We start from the raw sequence: 15,984 nt of genomic DNA, 5'->3' as shown, positions 1-15,984 counted from the left end.
CGGCTGGTCCTTCTGCTGTCCCGGTCCTACTGGTTGCCGCAGGCGGACGAGGCGTCCAGCCAGGGCAGGTCGTGTCCCATCCGGTCCCGCTTGGTGCGCAGGTACCGGAGGTTGTGCTCGCCCGCCTGGACGGGCATGGCCTCCCGCCCGGTGACATCCAGGCCGTGCCGGACGAGGGCGGCGGTCTTCTCGGGGTTGTTGGTCATCAGCCGCAGGCTGCGCACCCCGAGGTCCGCCAGGATCTGGGCGCCGGCGCCGTAGTCGCGCGCGTCGGCGGGGAGTCCGAGTTCCAGGTTGGCGTCCAGGGTGTCGCGGCCGCGCTCCTGGAGCTCGTAGGCGCGCAGCTTGGACAGCAGTCCGATGCCGCGCCCCTCGTGGCCGCGCAGGTAGACGACGACGCCCCGGCCCTCGCTGGTGACACGCTCCATGGAGGCTTCCAGCTGGGGGCCGCAGTCGCAGCGCAGCGAGTGGAAGATGTCGCCGGTGAGGCACTCGGAGTGGATCCGCACCAGGACGTCGCCGCCGTCCCCGATCTCCCCGTGGACCAGGGCGACATGCTCGATGCCGTCGGCGATGGAGCGGTAGCCGTACGCGGTGAACTCGCCGTAGGCGGTGGGGAGGCGGACGGTCGCCTCGCGGCGGACCAGCGGTTCGGAGCTGCGGCGGTAGGCGATCAGGTCCTCGATGGAGATGATCGTGAGGCCGTGCTTGCGTGCGAACGGCACCAGCTCGGGCAGCCGCAGCATCACCCCGTCCTCCCCCGCGATCTCGACGATCGCGCCGGCCGGGCGCAGACCGGCCAGCCGGGCCAGGTCGACGGCCGCCTCGGTGTGCCCGTTGCGCACGAGCACCCCGCCGGGCCTGGCCCGCAGCGGGAAGACGTGCCCGGGGCGTACGAAGTCCCCGGCGCCGGCCCGGCCGTCGGCGAGCAGCCGCAGGGTGGTCGCACGGTCGGCAGCGGAGATACCGGTGGTGACCCCGTGCGCGGGGCCCGCGTCGACGGAGACGGTGAAGGCCGTCTTCATCGACTCGGTGTTGTTCTCGACCATCTGCGGGAGGTCGAGCCGGGCCAGCTCGTCACCCTCCATGGGTGCGCAGATCAGCCCCCTGCACTCGCTCATCATGAACGCGACGGTCTCGGGGGTGGCCTTCTCGGCGGCGATGACGAGGTCGCCCTCGTTCTCGCGGTCCTCGTCGTCGACGACCACCACGGGGCGGCCCGCCGCGATGTCGCGTATGGCCTGTTCCACGGGGTCGAGTGAGAGGTCCTCAACGTTGTCGGTCGAGTACCAGACGGGCTCGGCAGTCATGCTGCTGCTCCTTCCAGGGCGGGCTTGACGCTCGTACGGGAGCGCAGCCACCAGTCACGCAGGCCCCAGAGGACGAGCGCGAAGTAGACCACGTAGACCAGGCCGGAGAAGGCCAGGCCGCTGTGGAAGGCGAGGGGGACGCCGACGAGGTCGACGAGCAGCCACGCGAACCAGAATTCGACGAGACCGCGCGCCTGGGCGACCATCGCGACCAGGGTGCCGACGAATATGTAGGCGTCGGCCCACGGGCTCCAGGACAGGGAGGGGACGGCGAGGAAGAGAGAGGCCACGGCGACGGTGCCGACCACGGCGCCCGCCAGCAGCAGTCCGCGCTCGCGCCAACTGGCGAACCGCACGGCGATACTGCCGTCCTGGGCCTGCTGTCTGCCCCGGGTCCAGGCCCGCCAGCCCCACAGGGCCACCCCGATGACCAGCAGCTGTTTGCCGACTCCGCCGCTGAGATGGGCCGAGGAGTACGCGCCGACGAGGATGACGCCGGAGAGGAACTGCGCCGGCCACGTCAGGACCGAGCGGCGCCAGCCGAGGGCGAGCGCGATCAGTCCGATGGTGTTGCCGATCATGTCGGACCACAGGATGTGCTGGCCGAGCACGGTGAACGCCTCGGTGTTCAGCCAGGTCAGTGCGCTCACTTCAGCTGCCCTCCGGTCCGGGTGTGGCTCGGGTGCCGTCGGCGCCGAGCAGCCGCTCGACGTACTTGGCGAGTACGTCCACTTCGAGGTTGACCGGGTCGCCCGCCTGCTTGATGCCGAGGGTGGTCAGGGCGAGGGTGGTGGGAATGAGGCTGATGGTGAAGTAGTCGGGTCCGGCGTCGACGACGGTGAGGCTGACTCCGTCGACGGTGATGGAGCCCTTCTCCACGACGTACCGGGAGAGGCCGGCCGGGAGCGAGATCTTCACGATCTCCCAGTGGTCGGACGGTTTGCGTTCCACGACCGTGCCGGTGCCGTCCACATGGCCCTGTACGAGGTGTCCGCCGAGGCGGCCGCCGAGCGCCATGGGACGTTCGAGGTTGACCCGGGAGCCCGTGGCGAGCGCGCCGAGGCTGGAGCGGTTGAGTGTCTCGGCCATGACATCGGCGGTGAACTCGCCGCCGCCGGAGTCGACCACGGTGAGACAGACACCGTTGACGGCGATGGAGTCGCCGTGCTTGGCGTCCTCGGTCACGACCGGTCCGCGCAGGCGGAAGCGGGAGGCGTCGCCGAGGTTCTCGACGGCGGTGACCTCACCCAGTTCTTCGACGATTCCGGTGAACACGGCGCTCAGCGCTCCTTCGGGGTGGCGGTGATCCGCAGATCGGGGCCGATGCGGACGGTCTCGGTGACGTCGAGTCGCAACGCTTCGGTGATGGTGGTGATTCCGGCGTCGGCGAGGGCCGCGGGGCCCGCGCCGAGGAGGACGGGGGCGAGATAGCCGACGACCCGGTCGACGGCGCCCGCCGCGACGAAGGAGCCGGCCAGCGTCGGTCCCCCTTCGAGGAGTACGGAGCGGACACCGCGCCCGTACAGCTCGGCGAGCAGGGCGTCGACGGCGATACCCGCCCCGTCGTACGGCAGTTGCGCCACCTCGGCGCCGCCTGTTCCGGGGAGCGGGGGCGCGGCGACGCCCCGGCCGACGACGACCAGCGTCGGTGCCGCGTCGTCCAGGACCCGGGCGGTGGGGGTGAGGGAGCGGGCGTGGGTGTCCAGGACCACCCGCAGCGGCTGGGTGGCGCCCTCGATACCGCGGACGGCGAGGTGCGGGTCGTCGGTGCGCAGGGTTCCCGAGCCGACGAGGACCGCGTCGGACTCGGCGCGCAGCCGGTGGACGTCGGCGCGGGACTCGGCCGATGTGATCCAGCGGCTCGTCCGGTCGGCGGCCGCGATACGGCCGTCGAGCGTCGCCGCGTACTTCCAGGTCACATGGGGGCGGCCGAGGCGCACCGAGGTGAGCCAGGCGGCGTTGCCCGCTTCGGCCTCATCGGCGAGCACGCCCGCCGTCACCGCGGTCCCGGCCGCGCGCAGGGTGTCCGCGCCGCCGGTGGCCTGCGGGTTGGGGTCTCCGACCGCGTACACCACGCGGGCGACACCGGCGTCGATGAGCGCCTGGGCGCAGGGGCCGGTGCGGCCGGTGTGGTTGCAGGGTTCGAGCGTGACGTACGCGGTGCCGCCGCGCGCTCGGTCACCTGCCGCCGCGAGTGCGTTGACCTCGGCGTGCGGACCGCCGGCCCGCTGGTGGAAGCCTTCGCCCGCCGGCTCGCCCGACGCGTCGAGGATGACGCACCCGACGGCGGGGTTGGGGCTGGTGGATCCGAGTCCGCGCGCTGCGAGCGCGATGGCTCGGCGCATGGCGTCGACCGCCTGCGGCGACGGAACGGCTGCGGTGGCCACCGGGTCCTCCTGCCTCTTCGGGCACGGACTCCGGGGCCTGTCGATGACGACAGAGAGCGGGACCACACAGGAACGCCGGGGCCGGAGGACGGTTGTGTCGGGACGACACACCACCGGTTACGGCGTACCAATACGGCCCGCCGCGCACTGCCTCCCATCCGGACTTTCACCGTCGGTCCAGGAATTACACCTGGTCAACCGCCCACTGGATGCGGACGGGTCGCGGACTATAACCGCCGGTTCGGAATTACACCGACCCCGGAGTGCGCTGCTGCTGGTACAGGGCAAGTCTGCCACGTCCGGCCGTCGGCCATGCGGGCGACCTCATGTGGCCTGGCTCACAGGTACTGCGACGGTCCGGTCACAGTCCGTGCCGGGCGGCCGGTCAGCCGCCGAACAGATCGTCCTGCGCCGCGTCCCGCGCGGTCAGCAGTGCGCCGTGCAGCACCGCCGCGCCGCCGAGCGTCCCCGCGCGCACTTCGGTACGGAGCGGGGAGAGGGCGGCCAGGTGCCGTTCCACCCGGGCCGCGAGGTCCGCACCTCCAGCGTGGCCGATCTCGCCGCCCAGCACCACACAGCCGGGGTCGACCACGGCCACGACGGCTGCGGCACCGAGGGCGATGTGTGCGGCCAGCTCCTCCAGGAAGTCCTCGCCGCGCCGGCCCGCCGACGGAGCGGCCCGTACGGCGGCGGCCGCCGCGGGTTCCCGTCCCTCCGGCACCGCCGTGACGGCGTGCCGGTCGGCGAGCGCGCAGATCGCGGCGCTGCCGGCCAGACCGTGGAACCCGTCTCCGCAGTCGGTGGCCGACGGGAGCCCTCTGCCGGGCACCGGGAGGAAACCGATCTCCCCCGCGCCGCCCGACACGCCCCGGCGCAGTTTCCCTTCGAGGACGAGGGCGGCGCCGACGCCGTGGCCGAGCCAGAGCAGGACGAAGGTGCCGAGCCCGCGGGCGGCGCCGGTCCGCTGCTCGGCGAGTGCGGCGAGGTTGGTCTCGTTCTCGACCAGGACCGTGGCGGGCAGCCGTTCCTGGAGCGCGCCGACCAGGCTGCGGTGCCAGGCGGGCAGGCCGCTGGAGTCGCGGAGTTCACCGGTGGCCGGGTCGATGAGGCCCGGGGCCCCGATCCCGACGCTGTGCAGCCGGGCGGCGCCGGCCTGCCGCACGGTGCGCTCCAGCAGGGCGGCCGCCTCCTCCACGGCGTCGGCGGGGCCGGGTCCCGCGCCGTCGCCGACGGGCAGCGTGGCCTCGGCGAGTACGGCGCCGAGCAGGTCGGTGACGACCACGGCGACGCTTCCGGTCCGTACGTCCAGGGCCGCGAGGTGCGCCCGGTCGGCGACGATCCCGTACAGCCGGGCGTTCGGACCGCGCCGCTCCGCGCCCGCCTCGCCGACGACGGAGACCAGCCCGGCCGCCTGCAGCCGCTCCACCAGGTCGGCGACGCTCGGCCGGGAGAGCCCGGTGAGCGTCTTGAGCTGCCCGGCCGTCAACGGGCCCTCTTCCTGGAGCAGACCAAGGGCGATGCGGTCGTTGACGGCCCGGGCGGTGATCGAGGATGCGGGCATGGCCGGGATCCTTCCAGATCTATTTATCAGGCAGGTTGCCTGATAGTTTACGACCGGCCCAGGCACCCAGTGGTACCGGGAGCCGCATCAGGGGTACGGGACAGCGATACGACGCTCGGGGAGGGCGCATGACCGGCGAGGCGGGCTTCGGCCTGCGGAGAGTGAAGCGGGCGCGGTACGCCCTGGCTGCCGTGTTCTGCGTGCATGGCGCGGTGACCGGCAGCTTCGCGACCCGCGTCCCCTGGATCCAGGAGCACGCCGGGCTGAGCGCGGGACAGCTCGGCCTCGCACTGGCCTTTCCCGCGATCGGATCGTCGCTGCTGATGCCGGTCTCGGGTGCGGTCACCCACCGGTTCGGGGCCCGCAACGCGCTGCGCGGACTGCTCGCGCTGTGGACGCTGGCACTGGCGCTGCCCGCGTTCGCACCGAACCTGGTCACGCTCTGCGCCGTGCTCTTCTTCTACGGCGCCGCCGCGGGCATGGCGGACGTGGCGATGAACGCGCTGGGGGTCGAGACGGAGAACCGGCTCGGCCGGTCCATCATGTCCGGGCTGCACGGCATGTGGAGCGCGGGTGCCCTGATCGGGTCGGCCGCGGGCACGGTCGCCGCCCATCTGGGCAGCGATGCCCGGCTCCACCACTGCATCGCCGCCGCAGCCCTCACCGTGCTGGGGCTCGCCGCCTGCCAGGGGGTACTCGACCTGCGGAGCACCGCGCACGACACACCGCCGCCGCGCTTCGCGCTGCCGCCCAGGTTCGCGCTGGTCATCGGCGCTGTCGGCTTCTGCGCGGTCTTCGCCGAGGGCGCGAGCCTCGACTGGTCGGCGGTCTTCCTGCGGGACACGCTGGACACATCGGCGGGCGTCGCCGCCGGGTCCACCACCGCCTTCACGCTCACCATGGCGGTGGCCAGACTTGCCGGGGACCGGGTGGTCGACCGCTTCGGCGCGGTACGTACGGTCCGCACGGGCGGGGTCCTGGCCACGCTGGGCGGGCTGCTGGTGGTACTGGCTCCCATCCCCTGGGTGGCGATGGGCGGTTTCGCGCTGATCGGTCTCGGGGTCGCGGTGGTCGTCCCGCTGGCCTTCGCGGCGGCCGGGCGGAGCGGCCCCCATCCCAGCCAGGCCATCGCGGGCGTCGCCACCATCACGTACACCTCGGGGCTCATCGCACCGTCGGCGATCGGCGGGATCGCCAACGCGACCTCGCTGGTGGGCTCCTTCATCCTGGTGACCGTGCTGGCGTTCGGCCTGGTGCTTGCCGCGGGTGTGCTGCGCTCGGCGAACCGGGTGGTGGCGGCCGGGACGGCCGGGGCGGAGCAGGGGGCCCGCGACCCCGGCGCCGCGGGCCCGGCCTGACCCGGACGAAGGGGCCGTACTGAACGCACCGGCCGAGCCCAAGGGTTCAGCCCGTGGACTCGGCCTGAGCGTTCAACTCATCGAACCGGCCCGTGGGTTCAGCCCGCGATCGAGTCCAGTTGTTCGGCGGCGGGCCGCAGTGCCCACAGGTCGCCGCCGGGCGGGGTCTGGAGGTGCGGGAGGGCCGCCCTGGCCTTGGCGTCACCGGCGTCGGCGGCGGCGTGCACGATGTCGCTCGCCGCGTACCGCTGGAAGTCCAGCTCCGGGTACGGCCAGGCGGACGTCCCGGTGGCGGCGGGAAGCAGCAGATCGACCGCCTTGAACAGGGTCTGCCCCTGCGGCCCCCGGTAGTCCCAGAGATCCACTCCGACATGCTGCCCGATGGCCGCGAGCCGCGTGTAGGCCACCAGGTCGAAGGTCGAGTAGTGCCAGCTGCGGGTCCGCGCGAGTTCCTGCGGCTGGGTTCCGTCGGCCGCGATCTGGGCGTCGATCCGCTGGTGCCGGGCGTCCAGGACGGTCCTGCGGGCCAGCGCCCGGTCGCCGGTGGCCAGGGCGAGCCCCGCGACCTGCATGTCCATGAAGGTGCCGTGGTTGTTCTCGGCCGCCGACTCCTCCTTGCCGAAGTCCGAGCCGGTGAGCCAGCCGAGGAAGTCCTTGTTCCAGCTGCTCATCCCGGTCCGGTCGCCCGCGGTCCAGCCCGGGGCGCCGGTGTCGAGGACCGCGATGGCGTCGAGGACGCTGGTGTACTGCTGGGAGAAGTCGATGATGCCGATGGCCCGGCCGTCGTACTTGCAGGGGATGAACTGCCCGTGGTCGAGGTTCGGGTTCATCCGGGTCGCGGGGTCGACGAACCAGGTGCGCAGGATCTCGGCGGCGTGCTCGGCGTACTCCTTACGGCCGGTGTAGTACCAGGCGAGGCTGAGGCTGGTGACGGAGTTGAAGACCTTGCCGAGGTCGGGCCGGTCGGTGCCGGTGTCGACCTCGGGGTTGCGTTCGCCGTCGCGCTGGACGTACGGGCAGCCCCACGGGTTGTCGGCGGTCTTCGGCTGGGACGGCCACCAGTACGGGGCCTGGCTCAGATAGTCGTGCGGGTCGCCGCCGGGTGCGGGCTTCGGTTTGTCGGTGACCGTCCACGGCCCCTGGCCGAGCCAGCTGTCCGCCGTCGCGGTCAGCTCCTTGACCGATTTCCGGAGCGCGGGGTCGCCGTGGTCGAGGCGGATCTTGGCCTGCTGGAGCCGCCGGCCGTCCATCACGGAGGTCCTGGGGACCTTCGGTGCGGGGCTGTGGTGGGGGACCGCGGCCGATGAGGCGGCCGGGACGAGCACGGCGGCCAGCGTGACCGCGGCGGTGATCAGGGCGCCCAGGCGCCTTCGGGGCCTTCGGCTCGTGGTGACGCCCGCGTCGGACAGTTCCATCAAAACTCCCATCACACGTCACGTATATGAACAGCGTTCATGAACGAAACCGTCGTGAGCGTAGAGGCGCCCGCCCCGCGTGGCAATGCCCCGGACCGACAAGGCTCCGGACCGACAAGGCTCCGGACCGAACAGGGCGGACCGGAGCCCCTTTCCCGGCGGTGACCGGAGCCTCATTCCCGGCGGTAAAGGGAGGACCGGGGGCCGGATTAACATTGCTCTGGCCATTTCTGCCGCGAAGTGCACGATCAGCTGCCAGGCGAGACAGAGAATCAGCAGAGAACTGAACGAATGGGAGCGATCATGGGCGGCCTGGGCGTGCGCTGGACCTTGCACGGGGACGGGAAGACACCCGCTCCGGGGGCGGTCGTACGGCCCGACGAACGGCTGACCTGGCCGCGCACCGCCGGACTCGGCGCACAGCATGTCGTGGCGATGTTCGGTGCGTCGTTCGTGGCGCCCGTCCTGATGGGGCTCGACCCGAATCTCGCGATCATGATGTCCGGTGTCGCGACCATGATCTTCCTGCTCGCCACCCGCGGCCGGGTCCCCAGCTATCTGGGCTGTTCGCTCTCGTTCGTGGGAGTCGCGGCGACCATCCGGGCCACCGGAGGCAGCAGCGCCACCGTCACCGGTGCGGTCTTCGTCGTCGGTGCCGTCCTCTTCGCGGCGGGTCTCGCCGTCCAGCGGTTCGGCGCGCGGATCATCCATGCCGCGATGCCGCCGGTGGTCACCGGTGCGGTCGTCATGCTGATCGGCTTCAACCTGGCGCCGGTGACGGCGTCCACGTACTGGCCGCAGGACCAGTGGACAGGGCTCCTGGTGATGCTCTTCACCGGTCTCGCCGTCGTCTGCCTGCGCGGCTTCTGGTCCCGGATCGCGATCTTCCTGGGGCTGGTATTCGGATACGGCCTCTCCTGGCTGTCCGACCAGGTCTTCGGGAAGATCCACTCGGTCGACTCGGCCGGCAAGGTCACCGACCACTGGCGTCTCGACCTCTCCGGCGTGGGCCACGCGGACTGGGTCGGGCTGCCGTCCTTCCACGCCCCGAGCTTCCAGTGGTCGGCGATCCTCGTCGCGCTGCCCGTCATCATCGCGCTGATCGCCGAGAACGCCGGGCACGTCAAGGCCGTCGGTGAGATGACCGGCTCGAACCTGGACGGCAAGCTGGGCACCGCCATCGCCGCCGACGGTGTCGCCTCCATGCTCTCCACCGGTCTGGGCGGTCCCCCCAACACCACGTACTCCGAGAACATCGGCGTGATGGCCGCGACCCGTGTGTACTCCACCGCCGCGTACTGGGCGGCCGCCTGCTTCGCCCTGCTCTTCGGCCTCTGCCCCAAGTTCGGCGCCGTCGTGGCCGCGATCCCGGGCGGCGTGCTCGGCGGGATCACCGTGATCCTCTACGGCATGATCGGCCTGCTCGGCGCGCAGATCTGGATCAACGGCAAGGTGGATCTGCGCAATCCGCTGAATCTCGTACCGGCGGCCGCGGGCATCATCATCGGTGTCGGCGGTGTCTCACTGAAGATCACGAACAACTTCCAGCTCAGCGGGATCGCGCTCGGCACCATCGTGGTCATCACCGGCTACCACGCGCTGCGGGCCATGGCACCGCCGCACCTCAAGTCGCAGACGCCGCTGCTGGACTCGGGCACCTCCTCGTACGAGAAGACGGAGGACGGCACCGGGCCGGAGCCCGGCGAGCCCGGCAACGACGCCTAGGGTCTTTCCGCTTCGCCCGTTCTGAGGAAGTACGGGCGTGATGCCGCCGTCCGGAGGCCCGCTGCTGCCAGGCTGCCCCTCATGACACAGACGGAACAGCGCGCGGCCCGGACCGTCCCCGCCCAGCACTCGGTCGACGGGGTGGCGGCCAGGATGCGGGCCCTGCGCTCGTCGTGGCCGGCCACGGACGGGGTGGCGGTCTTCAACAACATCTATCTGACGGTCACCGAAGAGGTCGGACAGCGCATCGAGGGACGGCAGTTCCCCGATCCGCACCGCGCCACGGCGCTCGACGTGGTGTTCGCGGAGCGCTATCTGGCCGCGGTCGACGCGGTGGCCGGCGGTCACCGACCGCCCGCCTGCTGGCGGCCGCTCTTCCAGTACCGCCATCATCCCGGCGTACGGCCGCTGCAGTTCGCGCTCGCGGGCATCAACGCGCATATCGGCCATGATCTGGCGCTCGCCGTCATCGACGCCTGCCGTCTCCTCGACTGCGAACCCGCCGCGCTCGAAGGGGACTTCCACCGGGTGGGCGAGATCCTCGAACGGCTGGAGGAGCGGATCCGCGAGGAGCTGATGCCGGGGCCGGACCTCCTGGAGATCATCGACCCGCTCACCCATCTGATCGGCTCGTGGAGTCTGGAGCGCGCACGCGACGCCGCCTGGTCGGCCGCCCGGATCCTTTGGAGCCTGCGGGAACTACCTGTACTGGCTGAGGAGTTCAGAGAGGGGACGGACGCGAGTGCCGGCCTGGTCGGCCGGTATCTGCTCACTCCCCTGCGCTGACCCCACCCGGCAGCGCGGCTCTCCCGACGAAGGAGCACACCCATGGCGATCCCGCTCGGTCTCGGCCTTCCTCAGATGAAGCAGTACGCCATCGGGCGTGATGTCCCGGCGGTGGCGCGCGCGGCCGAGGAGACCGGTTTCGAGTCGCTGTGGGTCTTCGAGCGGATCCTCTTCCCGGAGCCCGCGACCCAGGGGCTGTACGGCATCCCGGGGCTGCCCTGGCCCGAGCAGTACCGCTCGGTGGCCGACCCCCTGGTGACCCTGACACTGGCCGCCGCGGCGACCGGCCGGGCGCGGCTGGGCACCAGTGTGCTGGTGGCGCCGCTGCATGTGCCCTTCCAGCTGGCCCGCTCCCTCGCCTCGCTCGACGCGGCGAGCGGCGGCCGGGTCGTGGCCGGGATCGGGACGGGCTGGTCGAGCGACGAGTACGCGGCGGCGGCCGTGGCCCCGTTCGCGAAGCGAGGCGCGTTCCTGGACGAACTGCTCGATGTCTTCGACGCGGTGTGGGGCCCCGATCCAGTGGCGTACGAAGGGGAGTTCACCACCATCGCGCCCGCCGTGGTCGGCCCCAAACCGGCCCGCCCGATCCCGGTCCGGCTGCCGGCCGGCGGCCCGCGCGCGATCCGGCGGCTGGTCGACCGGGCGGACGGCTGGATGCCGGTCGCCCTGGGGCCCGGCGCCCTGGCCGATGAGTGGCGGAAGATCCAGGATCTGGCGGGCGAACGGGGACGCGAGCGCCCGCTGAACGCGACGGTCCGGGTCAACGCGACGCACAGCGCGAAGCCGTACGAGGGCAAGGACCGCAAGCCGTTCCAGGGCAGCACCGCGCAGATCGTCGAGGATCTGGCGGCCCATGCGGAGACCGGGGTGGCCACCGAGTTCCTGCTCGACCTCCAGAGCACGAAGCGTGACGCGCACGAACTGACCGATGTGGCCGCCGAGGTGTACGCGGTGACCCGCGCGGCCGGGATCTGACCGGACCCGGCTGACCGGCCCCGGGCGGACGGATCACAGCCACCCCCCGAGTCTCCCCGGAATCCCCGGGTCAGGGGAGCTCAGGAAGCGGCTCAGGGGGCTCCGGCGGGGACCGCCGTGGCACTCTCTCCCCCGAGGGCTCAGTCCTCGGGCAGTTCGACCGGCGCGATCTCGTCGTACAGGTCGCCGGGCCCGGGGTTGGCCGCGTCGGTCGTACCGCCGAAGTGGTGCATGACGCCCCAGACCGCGTTGAGCGCGGTCTGTACGGCGCCCTCGGCCCAGCCGGCCGTCCAGGAGATGTCGTCGCCCGCGAGGAACAGCCCGCGCCGGTCCTCGGGAAGCCGGTCCTGCATGAAGTGGGTGAACAGCCGCCGCTGGTAGCGGTAGTGGCCCGGCAGGTTGGCCTTGAACGCGCCCATGAAGTAGGGCTCGTCCTCCCAGGACACGGTGACCGGGTTGCCGATGATGTGCTTGCGGATGTCCACCTTCGGGTAGATCTCGCCGAGCGACTTCAGCATGACCTCCATCCGCTCGTGCGCGGAGAGCGGCAGCCACTTCAGGCTGTCGTCGCACCAGGTGTACGAGAGGCAGATCGTGGCGGGCCGGTCCGGGCCGTCGTCCAGCAGATAGGTGCCGCGCGTCATCCGGTCGGTGAGTGTCATCGACATGGTGTCGCGGCCGGTCGGGTTCCCGTTGTCGTCCAGCGCCTCGTCGAGCCAGAAGGGCCGGTCCACCGGGACGAACAGCTTGGACGACTCCATGTAGTGGGTGCGCTCCATCGCCGTCCAGTGGTCGATGGGGAAGAGCGCGTCGTCGCAGTCGATCTTGGAGAGCAGCATCCAGGACTGTGCGGTGAAGACCGCGGCCGGGTAGGTGCGTATGTCGCCGGACGCGTCGGTGACGGTGATGCGGTTGCCCGCTGTGCGGTGCAGCCGGGTCACCGCCGGGCGGGGCTCCCCGCCGTGCAGCGACGCGAGCGAGGTGCCGGAGGGCCAGTGGACGGTCTTCTGCGGTTCGCGCTCCCAGAGCCGCAGCGGCAGTTGCTGCGAGCCCCCGACGATCCCGCGGTGGTGGTCGTCCGCCTCGGTGTAGACGACCCGGAGGATCTCCAGGATGGAGTTGGGGAAGTCGGTGTCCCAGCCGCCCGTCCCGAAGCCGACCTGGCCGAAGATCTCCCGGTGCCGGAACGAGGAGAACGCCTCCGACCCGCAGAGGAAACCGTAGAACGTCTGGTCGTCCAGCTGCTCGACGAGCCGCGCCCAGATCTCCCGGATCCGCGGTACGTCGCGCTCGCGCAGGGCGCGGTTCATGTCGGAGAAGTCTGCGCCCTCCTCCAGACAGGCGTTCCAGGCGTGCATCACATCGCGGTAGACCTGCGGAAGGTCGTCCACGGATGTGGCGTAGTGCGACTCGCCCTTGAGATCGACCACCGTCGAAGGGGTGCCGGGGGCCAGCGGGTTGGGGAAGGACTTCGTCTCAAGACCCACCAGGTCGATGTAGTGCTGGAGCGCCGTGGACGACGGCGGGAAGCGCATGGCTCCCAGTTCGGCGGTGAGCGACGGGTCGCAGCCGTCGAAGCCCACGGTGCGCAGCCGCCCGCCGATCCGGTCCGCCTCGTACACCACCGGCTTGAGGCCCATCTTCATCAGCTCGTACGCGGTGATGATCCCCGAGAGCCCGCCGCCGATGACGGCGACCTCGGTGCCGAGCGCGGTGGCGGGTATCTGGCCGAGGCCCGCCGGGTGCGCGAGGAAGTCGTCGTAGGCGTAGGGGAAGTCCGGTCCGAACATGGTGATCGGCGGCTGGCCGTCGGCGTGCTGAACGGCGGGGTTGGGCACCGTGGACGTCATGGGGTACGGGCTCCTTGCACGGAAGAGTCGCGGAGGCGGCTGAAGCAGCCGAAGTTCTGAAGTACTGAAGTACTGCAGTGAGGGGGGGCGGGCCGGGCGGGGCTCAGACCAGCGAGTGGTAGAGGTCCGGGCGGCGGTCGCGGAGATACGGGTTGTTCTCGCGCGAGGCGCGTAGCAGCGCGGGGTCGGCGTCGCCGGTGATCAGCTCCGTGCCGCGTCCGGCACGGGCGCGTACGGTCCCGTCGGGGCCCGCCAGGCAGCTGAGTCCGACGAACTCGAAGTCGCCCTCGGGGCCTGTGCGGTTGACGTACGCGATGTACAGCTGGTTCTCGAAGGCGCGGACCGGCACCAGGGACTCGGCGACGAACTGGAAGGGGTGCATCTGCGCGGTGGGGACCAGCAGCAGATCGGTACCGGCGAGTGCGTGCGCCCGGACGTTCTCCGGGAACTCCACGTCGTAGCAGATCATGATCCCGATCCGGAGCCCGGACAGCTCCGCCTGGACGACGGGGGTGTCCCCCGGTGTGAACCACTTCTGCTCGAAGCAGCCGAAGAGATGGGTCTTGCGGTAGTTGGCCAGGCGGTGGCCGTCGGCGCCGATCAGCTGGGCCGCGTTGTGAATCTGCTCGCCGTGGCGTTCGGGATAGCCGTAGAGCACCGCGATCCCGTGGCGTACCGCGATGTCCGCGACGGCCCGCGTGCTCGCACCGTCGGCGGGCTCGGCCAGCCGGGGCACGTCGTCACCGATCGCGTACCCGGTCAGGAAGAGCTCGGGGCAGACCAGAAGTCCGGCGCCGGAGGCCACGGCGCGGCCCGCCGCCTCGTCCAGGGCGGTGAGGTTCCCCGCCACGTCGCCGGGACGGCCGGAACTCTGGAGCAGGGCGGTGCGCAGCGGCGGCATGGCAGACCTCGGACGGTACAGAAGGGGATTCTGGGGACAGACCGACGGTACGTTCAGCGGCTCCGTACGGACAAGGCGCGTCCATTGCGCATCCGCGTACGATTCGTTGCGTCCGGATGCCCACTGACGGCGATCTGTTGCGTGCCCGTGATGCGGGCCTCCGGAGGGCGGGGGACAGTGCACGGCGGCGGTCGCGGCTGGGTCGTACCCAGCGGCCACCGGTGCAGCAGGTCAGGGCTCCGCGGCGCATCCGATTCCGCTGGGGGCGAACCCGGAACTCCGGAGTGATGGACTGGCGCAGGCGGGGTAAGCGAGCGTGAGGACTGAGGAGCCGCCCGTGGTTGTCATGGATTCGCCGTTGGCAGACAGTGCCACGGCCCGCGATGCCGCCAGCCGATTTCTGTCCCAGAACTGCCCCTGGGCCGATGCCGACGCTGTGCTGCTCGTGATCAGCGAACTCGTCGCCAACGCCGCGCGTCACACCGCGGGCTGGTGGCACCTGCGGCTGAGCGCCGAGCCCGGCGTGCTGATGGTGGAGATGGACGACGACAGTCCGGCGCACCCCGTCGCCCGTGAGCCCGACTTCACGGGAGGCGGCGGGTTCGGGTGGCACATGGTGCTGCGTCTTGCCGGGCGGGTCGAGATCAGCCCTCGCCCGTCCGGCAAGACGGTCCGGGCGATCTGGTCGCATCCGCCGGCCGGGCCCGCGGTCGGCTGAGACAGATCTGCCATCGGCCGGGACAGACCTGCGGGACGTTGTGCGGCCGAGGTGCCGGACTCACCCCGGCTTCCCCCGCTCCTGGTGGTCACTCCGGTCCGAGCAGCTCCGTCCGCAGCTGTGCGGTGATCCGCGCCAGCAGCCGGGACACATGCATCTGGGAGACGCCCAGTTCGGCTCCGATCTGCGACTGGGTCAGCTCGTCGCCGTACCGCATCCGCAGAATGCGCCGGTCCCTGGTGCCGAGCCGGGCTATGAGCGGTTTCAGCACGGTGAGGTTCTCGACGCGGTCCAGGCCCCTGTCGGGTTCGCCGAGCCGGTCGGCCAGGGTCCTGGCGCCGCTGTCCGCGCCGTCCTCGACGGTGGAGTCGATGGAACCGGCGGTGTATCCGTTGGCCGCGACCAGGCCTTCGACGACCTCGTCCGCGTCCATCCCGAGGTGCCCGGCCAGTTCGGCGGGCGTCGGGGAACGGTCCAGGGTCTGGTACAGCTCGTCGGACGCCTTGGCCAGCGTGATCCGCAGTTCCTGGAGGCGCCGGGGAACATGGACGGACCAGCTGGTGTCGCGGAAGAAGCGCTTGATCTCGCCGATGATGCAGGGCATCGCGAACGTCGCGAACTCCACCTCGCGGGAGAGCTCGAACCGGTCGATCGCCTTGATCAGCCCGATGGTGCCGACCTGGACGATGTCCTCCATCTGGTCCGAGCGGCTGCGGAAGCGGGTGGCCGCGAACCTGACCAGCGAGAGGTTCAGCTCGATCAGGGTGTTGCGCGCGTACTGGTGCTCGTGTGTGCCCTCCTCGGCGGTGTCGAGGGTGACGAAGAAGAGCCGGGAGAGTTCCCGCGCCTCGCACGACGCGACCTTCGACGGGCATTCCACGTACGGGAGTTGTCCCGGAGTCCGGCCGGGCGGGTGGCCGAGGTGCGGGGCGGGTCCGGCCGGGACTGTGGTCGCCAGGGGCACGGTGGACTCCCTCTCTCGTTCTCCGGCAGCTTCC

14 protein-coding genes and 1 riboswitch are annotated in these 15,984 nt (G+C 71.3%); of the genes, 5 read left to right on the top strand and 9 right to left on the bottom strand.

All coding sequences use genetic code 11. The features are described from left to right. Positions 1-26: 26 nt before the first annotated feature. From OG210_RS27905 to OG210_RS27885, 5 genes are all read right to left on the bottom strand, one after another. Positions 27-1,310 (bottom strand): bifunctional 3,4-dihydroxy-2-butanone-4-phosphate synthase/GTP cyclohydrolase II, encoded by a 1,284-nt coding sequence (locus tag OG210_RS27905; RefSeq protein ID WP_328324609.1) that lies wholly within the window; start codon positions 1,308-1,310, stop codon positions 27-29. Further along, complete coding sequence (locus tag OG210_RS27900; protein ID WP_328324611.1) at positions 1,307-1,960, bottom strand: nicotinamide mononucleotide transporter family protein; 654 nt, start codon at positions 1,958-1,960, stop codon at positions 1,307-1,309. The genes OG210_RS27905 and OG210_RS27900 overlap by 4 nt, the downstream gene beginning before the upstream one ends. A 1-nt stretch (position 1,961) precedes the next feature. Continuing rightward, positions 1,962-2,585, bottom strand: coding sequence for a riboflavin synthase (locus OG210_RS27895; protein ID WP_328324613.1), 624 nt, complete (start codon positions 2,583-2,585; stop codon positions 1,962-1,964). A gap of 5 nt (positions 2,586-2,590) precedes the next feature. Continuing rightward, positions 2,591-3,655, bottom strand: a complete 1,065-nt coding sequence (gene ribD, locus OG210_RS27890) for a bifunctional diaminohydroxyphosphoribosylaminopyrimidine deaminase/5-amino-6-(5-phosphoribosylamino)uracil reductase RibD (protein ID WP_328335335.1) — start codon at positions 3,653-3,655, stop codon at positions 2,591-2,593. 182 nt (positions 3,656-3,837) lie between these two features. After that, a riboswitch (FMN riboswitch) is annotated at positions 3,838-3,968 on the bottom strand. A 114-nt stretch (positions 3,969-4,082) separates the two neighbouring features. Further along, on the bottom strand, positions 4,083-5,258 hold the full coding sequence (locus tag OG210_RS27885) for an ROK family transcriptional regulator (protein ID WP_328324615.1): 1,176 nt from the start codon (positions 5,256-5,258) through the stop codon (positions 4,083-4,085). A gap of 128 nt (positions 5,259-5,386) precedes the next feature. Between OG210_RS27885 and OG210_RS27880 the strand changes: the two genes are divergently transcribed. Next, on the top strand, positions 5,387-6,616 hold the full coding sequence (locus tag OG210_RS27880) for an MFS transporter (protein WP_328324616.1): 1,230 nt from the start codon (positions 5,387-5,389) through the stop codon (positions 6,614-6,616). 98 nt (positions 6,617-6,714) lie between these two features. Here the strand turns inward: OG210_RS27880 and OG210_RS27875 are convergent, their stop codons facing one another. Beyond that, a complete protein-coding gene (locus tag OG210_RS27875) occupies positions 6,715-8,031 on the bottom strand; it encodes an alginate lyase family protein (RefSeq protein ID WP_328324618.1) in 1,317 nt (438 codons plus the stop codon). A gap of 291 nt (positions 8,032-8,322) precedes the next feature. Here OG210_RS27875 and OG210_RS27870 point away from each other — a divergent pair, with 291 nt between their 5' ends. The 3 genes from OG210_RS27870 (at position 8,323) to OG210_RS27860 (ending at position 11,517) form a co-directional block, all read left to right on the top strand. Continuing rightward, entirely contained in the window at positions 8,323-9,756 is a 1,434-nt protein-coding gene (locus OG210_RS27870) for a solute carrier family 23 protein (RefSeq protein ID WP_328324620.1), read from the top strand. 81 nt (positions 9,757-9,837) lie between these two features. Further along, complete coding sequence (locus tag OG210_RS27865; protein ID WP_328324622.1) at positions 9,838-10,542, top strand: DUF5995 family protein; 705 nt, start codon at positions 9,838-9,840, stop codon at positions 10,540-10,542. Positions 10,543-10,584: 42 nt separating this feature from the next. Continuing rightward, the gene (locus tag OG210_RS27860; protein ID WP_328324624.1) at positions 10,585-11,517 is read left to right on the top strand and encodes a TIGR03619 family F420-dependent LLM class oxidoreductase; all 933 of its coding nucleotides are present in this window, start codon (positions 10,585-10,587) and stop codon (positions 11,515-11,517) included. 140 nt (positions 11,518-11,657) lie between these two features. Here OG210_RS27860 and OG210_RS27855 read toward each other — a convergent pair whose 3' ends face one another. Next, positions 11,658-13,367: an NAD(P)/FAD-dependent oxidoreductase gene (locus tag OG210_RS27855; protein ID WP_328324626.1), complete on the bottom strand. Its 1,710-nt coding sequence runs from the start codon at positions 13,365-13,367 to the stop codon at positions 11,658-11,660. Positions 13,368-13,470: 103 nt separating this feature from the next. Further along, positions 13,471-14,268: a carbon-nitrogen hydrolase family protein gene (locus OG210_RS27850; RefSeq protein ID WP_328324628.1), complete on the bottom strand. Its 798-nt coding sequence runs from the start codon at positions 14,266-14,268 to the stop codon at positions 13,471-13,473. 358 nt (positions 14,269-14,626) lie between these two features. Here OG210_RS27850 and OG210_RS27845 point away from each other — a divergent pair, with 358 nt between their 5' ends. Continuing rightward, positions 14,627-14,986: an ATP-binding protein gene (locus OG210_RS27845; protein ID WP_328324630.1), complete on the top strand. Its 360-nt coding sequence runs from the start codon at positions 14,627-14,629 to the stop codon at positions 14,984-14,986. Positions 14,987-15,074: 88 nt separating this feature from the next. Here OG210_RS27845 and OG210_RS27840 read toward each other — a convergent pair whose 3' ends face one another. Then, the gene (locus OG210_RS27840; RefSeq protein WP_371540512.1) at positions 15,075-15,944 is read right to left on the bottom strand and encodes an RNA polymerase sigma factor SigF; all 870 of its coding nucleotides are present in this window, start codon (positions 15,942-15,944) and stop codon (positions 15,075-15,077) included. Positions 15,945-15,984: the final 40 nt, after the last annotated feature.

It is taken from the genome of Streptomyces sp. NBC_00466 (assembly GCF_041433995.1).
GTDB lineage: Bacteria > Actinomycetota > Actinomycetes > Streptomycetales > Streptomycetaceae > Streptomyces.
Note: the sequence above shows the minus strand (reverse complement) of the source record. Positions and strands in the feature narration are given on the sequence as shown.

Excerpts from the sequence above, each read along its gene's own strand:
- OG210_RS27905 (WP_328324609.1), bottom strand. The coding sequence starts at position 1,310 with ATGACTGCCGAGCCCGTCTGGTACTCGACCGACAACGTTGAGGACCTC.
- ribD (WP_328335335.1), bottom strand. The coding sequence starts at position 3,655 with ATGCGCCGAGCCATCGCGCTCGCAGCGCGCGGACTCGGATCCACCAGC.
- OG210_RS27885 (WP_328324615.1), bottom strand. The coding sequence starts at position 5,258 with ATGCCCGCATCCTCGATCACCGCCCGGGCCGTCAACGACCGCATCGCC.
- OG210_RS27880 (WP_328324616.1), top strand. The coding sequence starts at position 5,387 with ATGACCGGCGAGGCGGGCTTCGGCCTGCGGAGAGTGAAGCGGGCGCGG.
- OG210_RS27875 (WP_328324618.1), bottom strand. The coding sequence starts at position 8,031 with ATGGAACTGTCCGACGCGGGCGTCACCACGAGCCGAAGGCCCCGAAGG.
- OG210_RS27870 (WP_328324620.1), top strand. The coding sequence starts at position 8,323 with ATGGGAGCGATCATGGGCGGCCTGGGCGTGCGCTGGACCTTGCACGGG.
- OG210_RS27865 (WP_328324622.1), top strand. The coding sequence starts at position 9,838 with ATGACACAGACGGAACAGCGCGCGGCCCGGACCGTCCCCGCCCAGCAC.
- OG210_RS27860 (WP_328324624.1), top strand. The coding sequence starts at position 10,585 with ATGGCGATCCCGCTCGGTCTCGGCCTTCCTCAGATGAAGCAGTACGCC.
- OG210_RS27855 (WP_328324626.1), bottom strand. The coding sequence starts at position 13,367 with ATGACGTCCACGGTGCCCAACCCCGCCGTTCAGCACGCCGACGGCCAG.
- OG210_RS27850 (WP_328324628.1), bottom strand. The coding sequence starts at position 14,268 with ATGCCGCCGCTGCGCACCGCCCTGCTCCAGAGTTCCGGCCGTCCCGGC.